Consider the following 18,267-nt stretch of genomic DNA (forward strand, 5'->3'; position numbering starts at 1 on the left):
ATTTAGACATAATTCTAATAAAGAGATTATATTCCATTTAAGGAAGTGAATTATGTTTAAGAAAAAGGAGTACTTTATGCTGTTAGGGATTGGCATAGGAGTGTTTTTTATCGTCTTTTTTGTGACGTACTTTATAATGAGAAAAGTAACACCTGAACCAGAATATGGAGCACCTCAAGGACTAGGACAAGTAGCTAGAGAGGTGGGAAGTCAGAACATTAAGGAACAGGGGATAAAAGAACAGGCTGTATTGCCAGATATAAAACAGATAACCATTAAGTCTATGACTTCTATTGAGCTAATGCTTATAGATGAAACGGGGAGACTTGTCGAAACTCAAAGTTTAGATCCACTAACACTTATAAGCTATGATGAAAAAACATTAAAGCAAAAGTTTAATCCTTGTGAGATTATAAAATTTACAGAAGAAAAAGTTGTCCTTCAAAAAGTAGTAAAAGGTTCTAGTGTAGAACCTCATTATACGTTAGGTATTCAAGATGGTGTACTCTGTATTATTGAAAGAGGAGAAGCCAATCAATTTATCAAATTAGGAATAGATGTCAATCAATTTTCAAGGCAAACCTATAGTGCTCTCTTAAAAGAGGAAATTCATATCACATCCCAAGAAAGAGAAAAGCTACTTAAGAATGCAACTTATATAGAAACAATTTTACAATCTTATGAAGGAGAATAAGGCTGCCTAAAAAGGCAGCCTTATTCCCGTAGAAATAAATGGAAAGGATGAAAAGATGGTAGATATTATTGTAGTAGGTGGTGGAGCAGCAGGCATGATTGCTAGCATTGTAGCAGCTAGGCAAGGAGCTGAAGTATTACTTCTAGAACGCTTAAATCGTGTGGGTAAGAAGTTACTTGTTACGGGTAATGGACGTTGTAATTTAACCAATATAGAAATTGAAAAAAGATGGTACCATACCAGTGGAAAAGCTGATTTTTCCTATCCTCTTAATGATTTAGATGCAACTAGGACAAGGATTTTTTTTGAAGAACTTGGTATTGTCCCACTTATAGAAGGAAAAAAGGTATATCCTCTTTCTGAACAAGCTTCCAGTGTATTAGATGTTTTACGTATGGAGATGAAACATCAGGGTGTGAAGGAGCAAACAGATACGCATGTAATTCGTTTAAAGCAAAAGGAGGAAGTGTGGGAACTTACGGCGGAAGATGGAGCTACATATAAAGCACCAAAAGTCATTTGGGCAACAGGTGGTTTAGCAGGTGGGTTAAGCTTTGGATGTAGTGAGGAAGGCTATATGCTTTTAAAACCAGTTGGGCATAGTGTGATTAAGCCTTTTCCTACACTTGTTCATCTTGTTTCTAATGCACCTTATTGCAAAATGTTAAAAGGAACAAAAATTAAGGCAAAAGCAGCTATTTGGATAGCAGATAAAGAAAGAAGAAAGGAGTATGGAGAAGTACTTTTCACAGAAGATGGCCTTTCCGGTCCACCTATTTTTCAGCTGAGTCGTTTAGCAGGAGAAGCAAGTCTTAAGAAGCAAAGTTGCGAGGTGAAACTAGACTTATTTCCAGAGGAACCATTAGAGGACTTAGTAAGTAAAATTTATGAACGCATTGCTAGGCATCCGGAGCGTTCTATAGAAGAGCTTTTTATTGGTTTTCTGCATAAACGTTTGGTATTAGCTTTAATGAAATATGCAGAGATAACCTCCATACATCGTTCTTGTGAGGGGTTGGAATATGAGGAAATTATGCGTTTGGTAGAAGGAATGAAAGCATTTTGCTTTAAGATTCAAGGCACGCGTAGTTTCAAGCATGCCCAAGCTACAGCAGGAGGTATTTCTATTGATGAAATTGACCTTGAGACCATGGCCTCTAAAAAAGCAAAAGGACTTTATTTGGCAGGAGAGGTTTTAGATATAGATGGAGATTGTGGTGGTTTTAATTTACAATGGGCATGGTCTTCGGGTTATCTAGCCGGATTAAGTGCCAGTAGAAAAAATGAGGAGTAAGGCATGATACGTGTACAAGATATTAAACTGACCTTAGAGGAAGATAGCAAGGATATTTCTCTAAAAGTAGCTAAAAAGTTAAAAATAAAACCAAGTGATATTAAGAGTTATACCCTCTTTAAAGAAGCGATTGATGCAAGAAAGAAAGAAGAGATACGTCTTGTTTATACAGTGGATATTGAAACACCTAGAGAGGCTCAGCTCTTAAAAAAATATCCACAAATTCAAGTTGCTTATGAGGGATATGTTTATCCAGAAAGTGGAGAAAAGGAGTTAGTGCACCGGCCAGTAGTTGTGGGAAGTGGTCCCTGTGGTTTATTTGCAGCATTACTTCTTGCTCAATGTGGTTATAAACCTCTTGTTGTTGAGAGAGGTAAAAAGGTAGAAGATAGAGTAAAGGATATTGCCCACTTTTGGCAAGAAGGTATCCTTCAGCCTAACTCCAATGTCCAGTTTGGAGAAGGAGGAGCAGGTACCTTTTCAGATGGTAAGCTCACTACTCAAATTAAAAATAAAAGATGTCGAAAAGTATTAGAAGAACTTGTAGAAAGTGGTGCGCCATCAGATATTCTCTATAAAAGTAAACCTCATGTAGGGACAGATGTACTTAGAGGGGTTGTCAAAAACCTCAGAGAGCGTATTATTGAATTAGGGGGAGAGTTTCGATTTGAAACAACGCTTACTGGAGTAAAGGTAAAAGACAATCAGTTGGAGGCTATTTATTTAAATGATGAAGAAGTGAAAACACAGGTATGTGTGATAGCCATTGGGCATAGTGCAAGGGATACTTTTGAAATGCTTTATAATGCTCATTTATACATGGAACAAAAACCCTTTTCCATAGGCATGCGTATTGAGCATTTGCAAGAATGGATAAATGAAGCTCAATATGGTAAGGTAAAGGAGCATCCAAAGTTAGGAGCAGCTGAATATAAACTGGTTCATCATTGTGAAAATGGACGTACAGTTTATAGTTTTTGTATGTGTCCAGGTGGGTATGTTATTGCATCAGCTTCTGAAGAAGGTGGGGTAGTAACGAATGGAATGAGTGAACACGCAAGGGATGGTATAAATGCGAATAGTGGTATTCTGGTTAATGTAGTACCTAAAGATTACGAAGATGACCATCCTCTGGCAGGTATAAAGTTGCAACGTTATTTTGAGAATCTAGCGTATCGTTTAGGAGGAAAAAATTATCAAGCACCCGTTCAGCGTGTAGGTGATTTTTTAAAAGGACGTCCCACAACTGAGTTTGGCTTGGTGCAGCCAAGTTATAAGCCGGGAGTAGCCTTTACCAATTTGAGAAGTGAACTACCTGATTTTATGGGGGAAGCTCTTGAGGAAGCCCTTGTAGAATTTGGTAAGAAAATTAAAAACTTTGACCATCCTGATGCCGTTCTTACAGGTTTTGAAACCCGTAGCTCCTCACCAGTACGTCTCTTAAGGGATAAACTTTATCAAAGTAACATTAGAGGACTGTATCCAGCAGGAGAAGGTGCAGGTTATGCAGGAGGAATTACATCTGCTGCTGTAGATGGTATTGAAGTAGCAGAAGCCATTATTCACTATTATAAAAAAACGCAGTAAATCAAGAAAAGGAGCAGAAAAATGAAACGTGACATTGAAAAAATATTATTCTCAGAGGAACAATTAGAAGCAAGACTAAATGAGCTAGGTCAACAAATTACAAAGGATTATCAAGGAAAAGAGCTCCTTGTTATAGGGATTTTAAAGGGATCTAATATTTTCACGAGTGATCTTGTGAGAAAGATTAATTTACCTTTAAATATGGATTTCATGGTGGTATCAAGTTATGGGAATGCAGCATCTTCATCAGGTGTTGTGCGTATTTTAAAAGATTTGGAGCAAAGTGCAGAGGGGAAACATCTTCTAATTGTAGAAGACATTGTAGATAGCGGTTTAACCTTGAATTACTTAAAGGATGTACTACAAAGTCGTAAACCAGCCAGTGTAAAAATTTGCACCTTACTAGATAAACCAGCAGGACGTAAGCAATCCATACAAATTGATTATTGTGGTTTTGAAGTACCCGATGAGTTTATTGTAGGATATGGCATTGACTATGCAGAAAAGTATAGAAATTTACCTTTTGTAGGGGTTCTTAAAAGAGAAGTATACAGCCATTAAAAAGAGTAAGTTAAAGGTGAGGAAAAGACATGAAATATGAAAAGGTGAGAGAAGCCATTTTTTTAGAGCGCCCCAATCGTTTTATTGCCTTTTGCGAGATAGAGGGTAAAAGAGAAAAGGTTCATGTCAAAAATACTGGGCGCTGTAAAGAATTATTAGTTCCAGGAGCTAAAGTTTATTTAGAGGAAAGTATGAATCCTCAGCGTAAAACAAAGTATACCCTTATTGCTGTACAAAAAGGCAGAAGGCTTATTAATATGGACTCACAAGCCCCTAATCAAGTTGTTTATGAAGCATTAAATGCTGGAAGAGTATATTTACCTGATTTAGAGAAGATTTTAAAAGTGATTAAAAGAGAGAAGGTCTATGGTACCTCACGCTTTGATTTTTATTTAGAGACACAAAGTGAAAAGGCTTTTATAGAAGTTAAGGGTGTCACACTAGAAGAAGAGAATCATGTACTGTTTCCTGATGCACCTACTGAAAGAGGCGTTAAACATATACGTGAGCTTATGGATGCTTATAGGGTAGGTTATAAATGCTATATTCTATTTGTTATTCAAATGAGTGAGGTAGCCTATTTTACACCTCATACAGCAAGACATCCTGAATTTGCAGCTTGTTTAAAAGAGGCTGAGGCGTTAGGGGTAAAAATACTTGCGTATGACTGTAAAGTAGAGCCTACAAGTCTTAGTTTAGGGAAACCGATAAAAGTCATATTAGACGATGTGTGAGGCTAAAGGAAAGGAGAAAGGATATGTATACATTAGCATTATTTGATTTAGATGGTACACTTCTTAATACATTAGAAGATTTAGCAGATGCTACCAATGTAGCTTTGAGAGAGCATGGCTTTAAGGAGCATCCTATAGAAGCCTATAAGACTTATGTGGGAAATGGAGTCTATAAACTCGTCGAAAGAGCCTTGCCACCAGAAAGTAGACAAGAAGAAATAATTTTAAAGGTAAAGGCCAGCTTTGATGCTTATTATGGTATACATAGTCAAGATAAGACTAAGCCCTATGAAGGAATCCTACCACTTCTTAAGAAGTTAAAGGAGAATGAGGTGAGTTGTGCTGTGATTACCAATAAACCTCATGCTTATGCTGTGGAATTGGTAAACGATGTATTTGGTGACCTTATAGCCTGTACCTATGGTCAAAGACAAGGCATTCCTACTAAACCAGATCCTACAGGAGTTTTAGACTGTATTGAATATTTAAAGATTCCCAAAAATCAGTGTGTTTACATAGGAGATTCGAATGTAGATATAGAAACGGCAGCACGTGCTGAGCTTCCAAGTATAGGTGTGTTATGGGGTTTTCGTACAAAGAAAGAGCTTCTAGAGGCAGGGGCTAAAGCGCTTGTAGCTTCACCAAAGGAATTAGAAAGGCATATTTTAGAATAAATCTTTCTAGAATGAAAAAGGTAATAGATAGAACTATATTTTAAAAGGAGGAAGGGGAGTAAACATGAAAATGAGAAGAGCAGATAGGGAGATAACAGATGTTACAGAGATACTAAAAATAATTGATGCATGTAAAGTATGCCGAATGGCTATGGTGGAACAAGGAAAACCTTATATAGTTCCGCTTAATTTTGGGTATACCTATCAAGAAGGACGATTTGAATTTTATTTTCATAGCGCCCTCAGAGGAAGAAAACTAGATATTTTACAAGAAAATCCAGTAGTATGTTTAGAACTAGACGGTGAGCATCAATTGATAGAGGGAGATATAGCTTGCAGGTATAGTTTTTTATTTGCCAGCGTTATTGCAGAGGGAGAAGTTACTTTTATTGAAGAGTTAGAAGAGAAGAAAAAGGCTCTTAATGTCATGATGAAGCATATAACAGGCAAAACTTTTGTTTTTGAGGATAAACATGCAAAAGGAGTTGCAGTATTTAAGGTTACCGTAACAGCCATCAGTGCTAAAGCAAGAAGAAAATAAAGCTAAGGAGGCACCGCTCATTTGTTTTTCATACACTACTTTGTATGGAAATAAATAAGGGGTGCCTCTTATAAGTTATTTAATTTCTACGTTATAAATCTTTTGAAGTTCTTCTTGCTTTTGAATATAAATGTCTTGACGTTTTGCAAGAAGGCATTGCTCAGAAGCTTTTGCTTTAACTGCTTCAAAATCAGCTTCCCCTTCTTTAACGAGTTGGTCTAGCTGAATAAGGTGATAGCCAAATTGAGTTTGGATAGGTCCAGCTATTTCACCAGGTGTCATAGCAAAAACAGCCTTATCAAATTCGGGTACCATGCGGCCGCGTGTGAATTCACCTAAAGCCCCGCCTTGAGCACTAGAAGGGCAGGTAGAATATTTTTTAGCAGCCTCATCAAAAGCTAAACCGTTTTGAATTTCAGTTAAAATATGTGTTGCCTCATCCTCGGTAGCTACTAAAATATGAGAAGCAGAAGCTGTTTCTGGTGTTTTGAAAGCATCTTTGTGTGCTTCGTAGTAAGCTTTCACCTCTTCAGCTGAAACGTGTACAGCTGTAAGCAATTTATTCATAGCATATTGTTTGAGTAATGATTTTTTCATACGTTCAAGAGCTTGTAAGTAGGCAGGTTCTTTGTCAAAGTCTTGGCTAAGTGCATCTGAGTAAAGTAATTCTTGCATAACAAGTTCATTGACAAGTTGTTTTTGGCCTTCTGGGCTCTGAAATTGAGAAGCACCTTGACCAATTGATTGTAATAATTCATAAAGGTCGGCATCTGTAATGTTGCGACCGTCTACGACAGCCAGTATTTTGTTTTCCATAGATAGAAATCTCCTTTTAAATGAGTGGACAAGTTATGTCCTTAGAGCTAGTTTAACATTATTAAAGAAAAAGGAAAAGAGCTAGAAAGTTTCTGAAGCTAAAAGTTTTCCATCTAAGGTATAAATGCTAATGGTATGGTTTTCATAAACACCATAGGTAGCCGGACGACCTTCTTTAGGTAGTGAAAGGGAGCCAGGGTTACAGATGCATATATCTTTTTCTTTGCGTATTTCCCATAAATGCGTATGACCATATAGGAAAAGAGCTGTTCCTTCTAATGGAGGAAGCTCCTGCGGGTTATAGAGATGACCATGAGTTGCAAAGAGACGAATTCCTTCATCTACAATGAAAGTATAATCACTTAAACAAGGAAAGTTTAAAAGCATCTGATCTACTTCCGCCTCACAGTTACCACGGCAAGCAAAGATTTGCTTGGCATATGCATTGAGACGAGTCACTACACCTGAAGGATTATGGCCCTCAGGAAGAGGATTACGAGGACCATGATAAAGAATATCTCCTAAAAGGATTAAAAAATCAAAATGACCGTCTTCAAAGTGACTAAGAGCTTTTTGGAGACAAGTTTCAGAACCATGAATATCTGAAAGAATCATATATTTCATTTGTGCATTTCCTTTCTATACTGAAGTTATCTTTATTATATTACTGTTTGCATTCATCTTACAATATGTTACAATATTAGTTAATGAATTCAGACTATAATATAAAGTAGGTGCTAAATAATGAATTATTTATTTTCTAATCGTATGTCCGGTTTACAGCCATCCGCTATCCGTGAAATTTTAAAAATGTCTTCTGATCCTTCTGTTATTTCTTTAGCAGCAGGAAATCCTGCCCCAGAAGCTTTTCCAAAAGAAGAAATTGCAGCAATCTCTCAAGAGATTTTAACAAATAATCCCATCGCAGCGCTTCAATACTCCTTAACAGAGGGATATCCAGCTCTTCGCGATACGTTAAAAGATTTTGTAGCATCGCGCTATGGAATAGGTAAAAGCTTTGATGAGCTCATTGTGGTTTCTGGTGCTCAGCAAGGGATGGAATTAACTTGTAAGGTGCTGTGTAATGAAGGAGATACTGTTATTTGTGAAGACCCTTCATTTATTGGTTCTCTTAACTCCTTTCGCTCTTATAAAGCTAATCTTGTAGGAGTAGAAATGGAGGAGGATGGGATGAATATGGCAGCTTTAGAAAAAGCAGTGGATGCAAATCCTAATACTCGTTTTATCTATGTCATTCCTAACTTCCAAAACCCTACTGGTAAAACCATGAGCTATGAAAAGCGTAAAGCGCTTTATGAGATTGCCAAGGCACGTCATCTTATTATTTTAGAAGATAATCCTTATGGGGACTTACGTTTTGCAGGTGAAGATATTCCTTCTATTAAATCAATGGATACAGAAGGTATTGTCATCTATGTAGGAAGTTTTTCAAAGGTATTAGCACCTGGTATGCGTGTAGGCTATTTAGTTGGCCATCAGGAAATAGTCGCTAAAATTATTGTGGCTAAACAATGTACGGATGTTCACTCCAATATTTTGGCACAAATGATTTGTCATGAATTTATGACTACACGTGATATGGCAGGGCACCTTCAAAAACTGAAGGCTATTTATAAGCACAAATGTGAACTCATGTTAGGAGAGATGGATAAGCATTTTGCAAAATGTGTGACCTATACACGGCCTCAAGGTGGTCTCTTTATCTGGTGTACACTTCCAGACGGTGTAGATATGGTAGAATTCTGTACAAGAGCTGTAAAAGAATATAAGGTTGCTGTTGTACCTGGGTCAGCTTTTTCAATTGTAGAAGGAACGCCTACGCAATCTTTCAGAATGAATTTCTCTACACCTACTGATGAACAAATCATTAAAGGAATTGAAATATTAGGTAAAATGACCCATGAACTTTAAGAAATAAAAAAGCGTGTTGCAGAACAGATGATTTGTTTTTGCAACACGCTTTTTTTTGTTTTTTTGACAGAAAGCTATAAAAACTAAGCAAACAAGCACTTCCTTTTTACACTTTTAATACTATATAGCAAGGAGTGATTTCCAAGGACACCAGAAAAAGGTGCAAGGGGGAGGTGGATGAATGACTAATATTATTGAAATTAAACATGTATATAAAAATTTTTATACCGATGATGGAGAAATTAGTGTATTAAAAGATGTAAATCTAACCTTGCAAAAGGGGAAAATTTTAGCCATATTAGGTCCTTCAGGAAGTGGTAAATCTACTATTTTAAATTTACTAACAAATCTTATTGAACCAACCAGTGGCGAAGTAAAAATAGATGGTAAAATTGGCTATATGTTTCAAAAGGACCATCTATTAGAGTGGCGTACAATCATTGACAATATTACATTGGGACTAGAAATCCAACATGCTAAAACCCAGGAGTCTATGCAAAAGATAGAGAGATTATTAAAAATGTATGATTTATGGGAGTTTCGAAGTCGTTTTCCAAAAGAGCTATCAGGAGGAATGCGTCAGAGAGTGGCACTTATACGGACATTAGCTACAAATCCTGATATTTTATTACTGGATGAGCCTTTTTCGGCTTTAGACTATCAAACGCGGCTCTTAGTAAGTGATGATATTTATAAAATTATTAAAAACGAGCATAAGGAGGCTGTTCTTGTAACACATGATATCTCAGAAGCAATCTCATTGAAATGGAAACATTTTTAGAGCTCCCCTAAGGAGGCATCTCCCCAAATATCAAGTAGTAGGTTTTCGCCATCCCATGTTGCCTTATCAATCATCTGCTTGATCATCTCTCTTTTTTGATAGGTGGTAGCGTGGTCTACATTATCAGCAAAATGTTTAAGTGTAGAAGACATCAAATCTAAATTAAAGGTATTCATAGTAGTTTTGATCCTTTGCTCTTCCAATTTATTTATTTGAGCGTAAAGTGTACTTATTTCATTGCCAAGTAGGTTAACTTTATTCAATATATAATTGCTAGCGGGAGAGTTTTTAGTAGCTCCCAAAGTAGTAAGAAGATTATCAATTAAAATTTCATTATCAGCAATATGTTTTTTTAGCTTTTCTATTTCTTTATTTAGGTCACTTGGTTCAGTGGTATTTCTCAAGTTATCTAAGTTGATTTTATCGGCTAGTGTAGAAGAGGACTGACTAAGTTTTTTGAGCTCTTTCATTAAAATGCTATCAAGCTTATGGCCCGTGATATTATTGATATTACATTTCTTACCATGACTCTTTTCTTTTAACTCACAGATGTAATAGTAATGATGGGTACTCCCATCTGCACTCATTCGGCTACTTTTAGGCCGCATGTAGCTCCCACAGTTGCCACACCTTAATACGCCAGGAAGAAGAGCTTCTTGATTATGAACCTTTCTAAAACTTTTATCACTATTTTGTTCCATTTTAATTTGTACCGCTATCCAATCTTTACTAGGTAAGATAGCAGGATGCTCACCAATTGCAATAACCCAAGATGTTATGTCATTTTTTATGGTTGTATGTTTACTTTGATTCGTTCGATTATATACCATGATTCCTTTTGTTCCATCAAACTCACTAAGGTGCCTATAAATTTCACAACCTTTATTTTTAAAATACTCGTAAGAAGTAGAGTCTGCAGTGAGATAAGTAGGATTAGTTAGTATAAATTTAAGGGAGGTAAGGTCAAAATACTTTTCCTTTTTCGTTTTGATAGCATGATCGATAAGATAACTTTCCAGTTTAATCACACTTCCCAATTCAAGGAATTTATCAAAAAAGAGCTTTACCTTTTTTATTTCCTCTGGCTCAACAACTAAGCGATGTTGTTTTCTTGTTTTGCCACTTTCATCTGTTGTTATAACTTGCTCACTGCGAAACCCTAAGGGGGTTACGCCTCCTAACCATCTGCCGGTACGGGCAAGTTGTATCATATTGTCTCTAATACGTTCTGCAATTGTTTCACGCTCTAATTGGGCAAATACACTTGCAATATACATCATGGCACGGCCCATAGGCGTAGAAGTATCGAACTGTTCTCTAATACTAATAAATGCCACATTATTATTCTCTAAAGTAGTAAGTGTAGATGAGAAGTCAGCCACATTACGTGAGATTCGATCTAAACGATAACATATAAGTACATTTAACTTTTTATTAGCAACATCTTTCATAAGCCTTTTAAATTCTGGCCTATCTGTATTAGCACCCGTAAATCCTTCATCCTCATAAACAACAATCTTTATATCTTGGTCATGAAAATGAGATTTAGCATAGGAAGTTCCCATTTCAATTTGATTTTCTATAGATTCTCCTTTGCCAGTAAATTTGCTTTTTCTTGAATAAATACCTACATATAGCATAGATCACCTCTCAAATAAAATGATAGCAAACAATTATAATAAGGCATGACGGTATATTTTATAAATGATACCACCATGCCTTGATGTTGTTTTAAATGCTCAGGTAAGATTAATATTAAGTAAAATATCTTAATAATATAAAAATTATACAACTATAAATTGAGAGTGTAAATAATAAACTGGAAGAATATGTATATAACTATAAGTTGTGTTAAAGCAAAAAATAATTAGGATGTATTTTTTACAGCTGTTAATAGAGAGTTATAAGAATAAGACAATATATCTCATTCATATTTTAAATTAAAAGATAATCAGGGGGGATCAGCATGAATATTATTTTTAGGTTTGCTGATTTAGCGGTAGATGACTTATCAAGATTGGATGAAATTTCAGGAATATCTTTGAATGCGAAAGATGCTATAGAAAAATTTAAAGATGCAGCTATAAACTGGCAGGTAAACTTTATTGAAAGTTATTTAAATCAACAACCTCTATCTTATCAAGAGAAGTTACAGATTTTAGATAAAATAAAAGTAGATGATTAGGTATAGTTATAAGTAATATCTATATTTTATCGTACAAATGAATTATTAATAAATCATATTTGAAATATTTCGGTATTTCCCTGGGGAAATACCTTCTTTTTTTGTAAAGCATTTCGTAAAATAAAACACATCTTTAAATCCTACTGAAAGTGCAATTTGTTCAATACTATAGGGTGTTTCAATTAACTGTTTTTTTGCCTGTTCAATGCGGATTTCACATAAATAGGTTTGCACTGTTTTTCCTGTGATCTTAAGAAAAAGGGAGCCAAAGTATTTGGGTGATAAGTGAATAACTTGTGCCAGTTGATAAGTAGTGAGTTCTTCACTGTAATGGGTATACATATAGTCAATTGCTGCACTGATTGTGGATTGATGACGGTGCTGCTTAATGACACCATGGTCAGTTAATCGGTATTGCATGATATAGCTAATAATTTCTAAGAAAAGAGCACGCTCTTTTATACGCCTACTAACACCTTGCTGCTTAGAGGTATAATAAAGTTCTTTAAAATAAGGAGCAATGAACTGTTCATCTAGGCCTTTTAAAAGAATAGGCATGTAAAAATCAGAAACCTGATAAGAGGGTCTTTGAACCAATTGATGATAAAGTTGAGGATTATCAAGTGCAAATTGTGGATTTAAATAGGTTTCTTCCACTGTAAAATTGAATTGTTCATCTAAAAGTGTCCAATCAAAATGGACGCAGTGGGCTTCAAACTGGTCGTGTGGTGATACAAATAAGCTATTGGGAATATGAGGTTTTAAATAAAATAAATCCCCTTTTTCTAGACTATAGTCTTGATTGTCATAATGAATAGAGGCTTTTCCCTGTAAGCAATAGATGAGTTCATAATCATAAATAATACGTTGAGGGAGTTTTTCTCCCCCTTTACAATGAAAATGATTAATAAATCGAATATAAGGGGAGATTTTATGAATGTCAATTTCTTGAATCATGGGCTATTCACTCTCTTTCCTAATTACAAAAAGTATCTACCAAATAACATGGTTTATTGTCTAAAAAAAGTTATACTCAATCTATAGAAAATTATAACATAAAAAGGGAGAAAACACATGAACAATACAGAACGTGCACTCAATATTTTACAATTTAAACCGGTAGATAGGATGCCTGCTGTTCACTTTGGCTATTGGAGTGAACTTTTAGAAGAATGGGCAGAGCAAGGACATATTTCAAAAGAGCTTAGTAGAAGTATTCGCGATTCTAACGAAGCCGATAAAGAATTAGATCGCCTACTAGGATGGGATTTTAACTGGCAAAACATTAAAAGTGGGGAAGTAGGTCTCTATCCAGCCTTTGAACGTAAAATTTTAGAGAAATTACCCAATGGTTTTTTAAGAGTTCAAAATTATCAGGGTTTAATTGAGAGAGTTAAGGAAGGGATTGAATCCATTCCTGCAGAAGATGACTATCAACTCAAAGATAGAGAAGCATTTGAAAGTCTTTATAAGGAAAAAATGCAATTTAAACCTGAGCGTATCCCTTATGCGTATTTTGAGAAAGAATTTAACCGAGAAGAAAAAACGGGACCAGTAGGGCTCAATTTAGGAAGCATCTTTGGTTCCATTCGTGACATGCTTTCCGTTGTGGGGATGAGTTACTTAATGTGTGATGATTTTGAGCTTTTACAAGAAATTGTAGATACTTATGCAGAAATGCAGTATCAATGTACAGAAGAAGTATTAAAGACAGGAGCAAAATTTGATTTTGCTCATTATTGGGAAGATATCTGCTTTAAAAATGGTCCTCTTCTTTCACCCAGTATGTTTGAAGAGCTTTGTGGCAAGCACTATAAAAAGAGAAATGACTTAGTACGTTCTTATGGCATTGACATTATTTCACTGGATTGTGATGGGGTAACAGAAGCCCTCCAACCCATATGGTTTAAAAATGGGGTCAATACATTATTTCCGATAGAAATAGGAACATGGGGAGACCAGTTTGAAAAGGCAAGAACCCATTTTGGAAAAGAACTTCGAGGTGTAGGAGGAGTAAATAAGCTTGTACTGAGGGAGGATAAAGGCGCTGTTGATGAGGAACTCAAACGGATAGAAAAACTCGTAAAATTAGGAGGATTTTTACCTTGTCCGGATCATCGCTTGATGCCAGGGACTCGTTTTGAATTAGTTCAGTATTATATTGAGAAAATCAAAGAAATAAAGGTAGCCTCTTTTTAACATACACAATACCTAAAAATTATATTTATTATTGTAAATAAATATAATTTAAAAATGATATTAAATAGTATATATTCTAAGTTATGGGTCTTATAAAGGGACTGAATAGTAAATTTTTTAATATAAGACAGGAGCTTAGTAGAATAATGCTTAGAAGAAGTATGGAAAATATGAAATTAGTGGTGAATTACACATTAGGAAGGGCAAGAAAAGTTTATTTCATGGCTATACCAGAAAATGAACAAGAACTCAAAAAAAGTAGATTTTATTTTACAATAAGTGATGCAGCGGCACAAACCATTGTTCAACTGGCAGGAGGCACCTTTTTAGTTGCATTAATGGCTTATGTAGGCATATCAGATGCTAATATTGGTGTGATTACTTCTTTAGGGAGCTTTGTAGCACTTTTTCAGCTTCTAACATTAGGTTATGTAATGAAACTCAAAAAATATAAATTTTTTGTATGTTTTACAGCTTTACAACGTCTATTTTTCGTATGGATGTATTTTGTTCCTTTACTAACTATTCCTCTCACTTTAAAAATGGGTTTAATTATTATTTTCTATTGTATAGCGCAAATTTTTGTACAAATAGGGACACCGGCTACACAGGATTGGATTGCTAGTCTTGTGCCTAATCAAGTAAGAGGAAGGTATTTGGCAACAAAAGACAGTGTAGCAGTAGGAGTAGTGGCTACCATTATGCTACTGAGTGGTATGATTTTAGATTATTTTAAGAAAGACAATATTATAGTAGGATTTAGTTTGCTAGGTAGTCTAATTTTGCTTCTTGTAGCGGTTAACTTTATTTGTTTATCCAAGATGAAAGAACCAAAACTTGCTTATCTCAATAGAGAAGGGAAAGAAATACATGGCAGAATGGTAAAAAGACTCCATGAATCAGAAACAGAATATAAGGGAGAAAGTTTATGGACAGGCTTGAAAGAAGCTTTAAAATCCTCTCATTTTAGAAAAGCTATTTCCTTAAATTTTTTATGGATGTTATCTTTTTATATAGCCTTACCATTTAATGCCAGTTATCAGATTAAAGAACTACAGCTTCCTTATACTTTTATCATGATGGTAGGCTTTTTATCTAATATGATGCGTGTTTGTTTGACGCCTAAGCTAGGGAAGTTAGCAGATACTTATGGTATGGCGAGAATTTTGAAATATGTACTTTTTGCTTTAGGAATAAGTCAACTCATGATTGCCTGTACAGTACCGAGTAATGCTTATAGAATGACGATTATAAGTACTTTTTTTGCAGCATTAGGGTGGACATTTATTGGACCTGGATTATTTGGTATACAGTTGGAATTTCTGGAAAAAGATAAAAGGGTTATTCAGCTGACTATACTTTCTTCTTTGTCTGGCATGTTTGGTTTCTTTATTTCATTAATTGGTGGATGTATTTTAGATTATTTACAACATAATCCCTTTATGTTAATGGGACGAGAACTTTATGCACAACAAGTACTTAATCTGCTAGGTTTTATAATGATTTTAATGACTATTGGATACATTCAATTTTTTATACAAACAGCACATGTTCAGGTAAATTGTGAAGATGGGACAGTTATCTAAAACTTTTTCCCCTAAAGCAAATTTATATTATAGTTTATAGATGAAGATCTTTAACATAATATAAATATCATTACTATTTAGTTACTAACTTTTATTTCCATTGACGGCTACTAAAATAAATTTCCATAAGTTTAGACATGAAAATAGTCAGTACCTTAGGGTTAAATATAATTACCACATCATATCACCCGAAAGAAGGACACTGACCATGGATAATTATATTACTTTATTTGAAAAATTTACAGGTTATATTGACTGGAAATTATTTCAGGCATGTGCTGTTAAGCTTAACTCTGACTTCAAAATACGCTCGTTTTATACCCATCATCATTTAGCCAGTATGATTTACTTTCATATTTGTGAACATGATGGATTAAGAGACTTAAATCAAAGTATTCAAGATACTGATACGTTGTCCATTTTATTGACAACGTATCAGTATTAATGATGGAACATGGGGAGGTCATGTTATAGAGTATAATGACATTCATGATACCGTTAAAGAAACAGGAGATCATGGACCTTTTAATTCATGGGGAAGGGATAGATTTTGGTGTTTAGAACAATCTCATGGACCAGCCTCACATAGGTCAGGAAATGTATTATTAGATGCAAAGCATACGACCATTATTAGGAATAATCGATTTGAAGATTACAAGGGGGGGAGAATTGATTTAGATGATGGTTCATCTAATTACCATATTTATAATAACCTTTGCATAGGTATAGGCATTAAGCTGAGGGAAGGAAACTATAGAATCATTGAAAATAATATATTTATTAATTGTGCGAATCCACCTGGTTTCCATATAGGTTACGAAGATAATGAGGATATATTTAGAAGAAATATTATAGTCATGAATACGCAGTTTGATAATCCAGAAGTAGATATTGATTTTAAAAAGTCAGCAGCAGATGGAGCCATCTATGAGCTTATAGGACCTCCTATGAAAGGAAAATGGTTAAAAGAGATAGATTATAATCTGTTCTTTAATGATAAAGATGCTTTTAAGGCTATTGTACACATGAGACCTTTAGGAAGCGAAACATACTATTATAATTTGAAAGAATGGCAAGATATAGGATTTGATATGCATTCCATGTATGCAAATCCTTTGTTTTTAGATAGTGATAAGTGTGACTTCAGATTAGATGAAAAGTCTCCAGCCTATAGTATAGGATTTAAACCTTTCGAATTAGACAAATATGGAATAGATGAAAACTTTGAAAACAGATATATTAAATTTAGTTAACAAGAATCTGTATTAAAATAATATTTGGTCTATTACTTATTAATAACATGATTAGATAGAAAATAGGTTAAGTAGCGTATTAAGAGATAACCAATTGTTTTGTATATTATATAAAAAAATTTGATTATTACATGTTGAATACAATGATAAATCGATATAATAAAATCAGTGATAAAAGTATATAGCGAAATAATAAGATACTTGATAAGAGGAGGGTATAGTATGATTACAGCAAGAGAAAGGCAAAGACAAACGTTAAACTTTGGTAAGCCAGAAGGGAGAGGTGCAGTCACAGAAACATTTTATCCTTGGGCACTGACAACTGAACGTTTTAAAAAAGAAGGGATGCCAACAGATATTGCGGATGGAGCGAAGGATATTACCAATGATATTGTAGGCAATAAATCCAATCAATCAGAAAAGTATCTCATTGGAAAATGGGGAGAAGGGGTCATGAACTATGAAAGGTATCTAGGATTTGATCCCGTAATGAGAGTTCATTTTGTGTTGCCTTTTAGACGTTTTGAGGAAAAAGTAATTGAAGAAACAGCAGAGCATGTGATTAAACAAGATCTTTTTGGAAGACAGGTTATAAAGTATTCAACATCAGAGTTTGAGTTAGAGTATAAACCAGTGATTAGTACTCAAGAAGATTGGGATAAATTAAAAGAACATGCCCGTAAGGAGCTAGAACAGTATTATTCTGATGAGCAAATTCAACAGGCTTACGGTCATCTCGTAGAAGGTCATGAAAAAGGAGACTATTCTATTCGTCTAAATATTGAAGGATTTTTCTGGGTGCCTAGAGAGCTGATGGGAATCGAAGCGCATATGTACAATTTTTATGATGAACCGGAACTGATGAAGGATATCAATGATTTTATATTTGAAGTCTACTCGAATCAGTTATTGAAAGTGATTGATTTATTGAAGCCAGATGTACTTTATTTGATGGAAGATATGAGTGGTAAAAATGGTCCTATGGTATCTCCAGATATTTTTGAAGAATTTGTACTATCTTATTATAAAAAGCTTATTCCGATGTTCAAGGAACATGGAGTAGATAATGTATTTGTCGATACAGATGGTTGTTTTGAGATCATGATTCCTTATTTTATAGAAGCGGGTGTAGATGGATTTTTGCCTATGGATGTGAATGCAGGAATGGATATTGTCAAAGTAAGACAAATGTTTCCTCGACTTAAATTTATAGGAAGTTTTAACAAATTAGAAATAGCAAAAGGAAAAGAGGCAATTGATCAAGAATTTGAGCGTCTACTGCCTATCATTCGACAAGGTGGATTTTTACCTGGCTCAGATCATCAAGTAGCTCCTTCAACGTCTTTAGAGGATTATCAATATTATATTCAAAAATTAAAACAAGTGATGGAACAATGTGGAGCAGATTTATAAGTAAAGGAGAGCAATAA

At 34.8% G+C, this 18,267-nt stretch carries 19 protein-coding genes; 15 read left to right on the forward strand and 4 right to left on the reverse strand.

Annotated features, from left to right (window positions below):
- Nucleotides 1-52 precede the first annotated feature (52 nt).
- The 7 genes from CS063_RS03695 to CS063_RS03725 all read left to right on the forward strand — a co-directional run bounded on the left by CS063_RS03695 (nt 53) and on the right by CS063_RS03725 (nt 6,085).
- Nucleotides 53-694 (forward strand): hypothetical protein, encoded by a 642-nt coding sequence (locus CS063_RS03695; RefSeq protein WP_099448336.1) that lies wholly within the window; start codon nt 53-55, stop codon nt 692-694.
- A 55-nt stretch (nt 695-749) separates the two neighbouring features.
- A complete protein-coding gene (locus CS063_RS03700; protein WP_099448337.1) occupies nt 750-1,988 on the forward strand; it encodes a BaiN/RdsA family NAD(P)/FAD-dependent oxidoreductase in 1,239 nt (412 codons plus the stop codon).
- 3 nt (nt 1,989-1,991) lie between these two features.
- On the forward strand, nt 1,992-3,575 hold the full coding sequence (locus CS063_RS03705) for an NAD(P)/FAD-dependent oxidoreductase (RefSeq protein WP_099448338.1): 1,584 nt from the start codon (nt 1,992-1,994) through the stop codon (nt 3,573-3,575).
- A gap of 21 nt (nt 3,576-3,596) precedes the next feature.
- The gene (gene hpt, locus CS063_RS03710; protein ID WP_099448339.1) at nt 3,597-4,136 is read left to right on the forward strand and encodes a hypoxanthine phosphoribosyltransferase; all 540 of its coding nucleotides are present in this window, start codon (nt 3,597-3,599) and stop codon (nt 4,134-4,136) included.
- A 29-nt stretch (nt 4,137-4,165) separates the two neighbouring features.
- On the forward strand, nt 4,166-4,870 hold the full coding sequence (sfsA, locus tag CS063_RS03715; protein ID WP_099448340.1) for a DNA/RNA nuclease SfsA: 705 nt from the start codon (nt 4,166-4,168) through the stop codon (nt 4,868-4,870).
- Nucleotides 4,871-4,893: 23 nt separating this feature from the next.
- Complete coding sequence (locus CS063_RS03720; RefSeq protein ID WP_099448341.1) at nt 4,894-5,544, forward strand: HAD family hydrolase; 651 nt, start codon at nt 4,894-4,896, stop codon at nt 5,542-5,544.
- A 64-nt stretch (nt 5,545-5,608) separates the two neighbouring features.
- The gene (locus CS063_RS03725) at nt 5,609-6,085 is read left to right on the forward strand and encodes a pyridoxamine 5'-phosphate oxidase family protein (protein ID WP_099448342.1); all 477 of its coding nucleotides are present in this window, start codon (nt 5,609-5,611) and stop codon (nt 6,083-6,085) included.
- A 75-nt stretch (nt 6,086-6,160) separates the two neighbouring features.
- On the opposite strand, the gene CS063_RS03730 is transcribed toward CS063_RS03725, so the two are convergent.
- Together CS063_RS03730 and yfcE are read right to left on the reverse strand one after the other, a co-directional pair.
- Nucleotides 6,161-6,901, reverse strand: a complete 741-nt coding sequence (locus tag CS063_RS03730) for a peptidylprolyl isomerase (RefSeq protein ID WP_099448343.1) — start codon at nt 6,899-6,901, stop codon at nt 6,161-6,163.
- A gap of 81 nt (nt 6,902-6,982) precedes the next feature.
- Nucleotides 6,983-7,525 carry a phosphodiesterase gene (gene yfcE / locus CS063_RS03735; RefSeq protein ID WP_099448344.1) on the reverse strand — a complete coding sequence of 181 codons (543 nt, stop codon included), beginning with the start codon at nt 7,523-7,525 and terminating at the stop codon, nt 6,983-6,985.
- A gap of 120 nt (nt 7,526-7,645) precedes the next feature.
- On the opposite strand from yfcE, the gene CS063_RS03740 reads away from it, so the two are divergent.
- Nucleotides 7,646-8,833 carry an aminotransferase-like domain-containing protein gene (locus CS063_RS03740; protein ID WP_099448345.1) on the forward strand — a complete coding sequence of 396 codons (1,188 nt, stop codon included), beginning with the start codon at nt 7,646-7,648 and terminating at the stop codon, nt 8,831-8,833.
- A 181-nt stretch (nt 8,834-9,014) separates the two neighbouring features.
- Nucleotides 9,015-9,614, forward strand: coding sequence for an ABC transporter ATP-binding protein (locus tag CS063_RS03745; RefSeq protein ID WP_099448346.1), 600 nt, complete (start codon nt 9,015-9,017; stop codon nt 9,612-9,614).
- Here the strand turns inward: CS063_RS03745 and CS063_RS03750 are convergent.
- A complete protein-coding gene (locus CS063_RS03750) occupies nt 9,611-11,254 on the reverse strand; it encodes a recombinase family protein (protein ID WP_099448347.1) in 1,644 nt (547 codons plus the stop codon). The genes CS063_RS03745 and CS063_RS03750 overlap by 4 nt on opposite strands.
- Before the next feature lie 326 nt (nt 11,255-11,580).
- On the opposite strand from CS063_RS03750, the gene CS063_RS03755 reads away from it, so the two are divergent.
- Nucleotides 11,581-11,799 carry a hypothetical protein gene (locus tag CS063_RS03755; RefSeq protein ID WP_099448348.1) on the forward strand — a complete coding sequence of 73 codons (219 nt, stop codon included), beginning with the start codon at nt 11,581-11,583 and terminating at the stop codon, nt 11,797-11,799.
- Nucleotides 11,800-11,844: 45 nt separating this feature from the next.
- Here the strand turns inward: CS063_RS03755 and CS063_RS03760 are convergent, their stop codons facing one another.
- Complete coding sequence (locus CS063_RS03760) at nt 11,845-12,756, reverse strand: AraC family transcriptional regulator (protein WP_099448349.1); 912 nt, start codon at nt 12,754-12,756, stop codon at nt 11,845-11,847.
- Nucleotides 12,757-12,873: 117 nt separating this feature from the next.
- Here CS063_RS03760 and CS063_RS03765 point away from each other — a divergent pair, with 117 nt between their 5' ends.
- From CS063_RS03765 to CS063_RS03785, 5 genes are all read left to right on the forward strand, one after another.
- Complete coding sequence (locus tag CS063_RS03765; RefSeq protein WP_099448350.1) at nt 12,874-13,998, forward strand: uroporphyrinogen decarboxylase family protein; 1,125 nt, start codon at nt 12,874-12,876, stop codon at nt 13,996-13,998.
- Nucleotides 13,999-14,144: 146 nt separating this feature from the next.
- Nucleotides 14,145-15,584 carry an MFS transporter gene (locus CS063_RS03770; protein ID WP_308415419.1) on the forward strand — a complete coding sequence of 480 codons (1,440 nt, stop codon included), beginning with the start codon at nt 14,145-14,147 and terminating at the stop codon, nt 15,582-15,584.
- A 208-nt stretch (nt 15,585-15,792) separates the two neighbouring features.
- Nucleotides 15,793-16,029, forward strand: a complete 237-nt coding sequence (locus CS063_RS03775; RefSeq protein ID WP_099448351.1) for a DUF4372 domain-containing protein — start codon at nt 15,793-15,795, stop codon at nt 16,027-16,029.
- A 412-nt stretch (nt 16,030-16,441) separates the two neighbouring features.
- Nucleotides 16,442-16,837 carry a hypothetical protein gene (locus CS063_RS17820; RefSeq protein ID WP_099448352.1) on the forward strand — a complete coding sequence of 132 codons (396 nt, stop codon included), beginning with the start codon at nt 16,442-16,444 and terminating at the stop codon, nt 16,835-16,837.
- 222 nt (nt 16,838-17,059) lie between these two features.
- A complete protein-coding gene (locus CS063_RS03785) occupies nt 17,060-18,250 on the forward strand; it encodes a uroporphyrinogen decarboxylase family protein (protein WP_308415420.1) in 1,191 nt (396 codons plus the stop codon).
- The last annotated feature ends 17 nt before the right edge of the window (nt 18,251-18,267 follow it).

Source organism: Sporanaerobium hydrogeniformans (assembly GCF_002735925.1).
Classification (GTDB): domain Bacteria; phylum Bacillota; class Clostridia; order Lachnospirales; family Cellulosilyticaceae; genus Sporanaerobium; species Sporanaerobium hydrogeniformans.